The 371-nt window shown below is 76.8% G+C and carries 1 protein-coding gene; it reads right to left on the reverse strand.

The features are described 5' to 3' along the window. A partial coding sequence (locus UK12_RS33615; protein WP_045307009.1) for a beta-ketoacyl synthase N-terminal-like domain-containing protein occupies window positions 1–371 on the reverse strand: 371 nt, incomplete at both ends.

Here is a 371-nt window from a genome sequence, read left to right on the forward strand (position 1 = left end):
CGTCGCGATCAGGGCCTGGGCCTCGATCGGGTCGCCCAGCGTGGTGCCGGTGCCGTGCGCCTCGACCACGTCGACCTCGCCGCCCGGCACGCCCGCCGCCGCCAGCGCCCGGCGGATCACCCGCTGCTGCGCCGGACCGTTGGGAGCGGTGATGCCGTTGGACGCGCCGTCCTGGTTCACCGCGGTGCCGCGCACCACCGCCAGCACCTGGTGGCCGTTGCGGCGGGCATCGGAGAGCCGCTCCAGGAGCAGCACGCCCGCGCCCTCACCGAAGCCGGTCCCGTTGGCCGCGTCGGCGAACGGGCGGCACCGCCCGTCCCGCGACAGGCCGCGCTGACGGCTGAACTCGACGAAGGTCCCCGGGGTCGCCA

Origin of the sequence: Saccharothrix sp. ST-888, assembly GCF_000955975.1 — a bacterium.
Taxonomy (GTDB): Bacteria; Actinomycetota; Actinomycetes; order Streptomycetales; family Streptomycetaceae; genus Kitasatospora.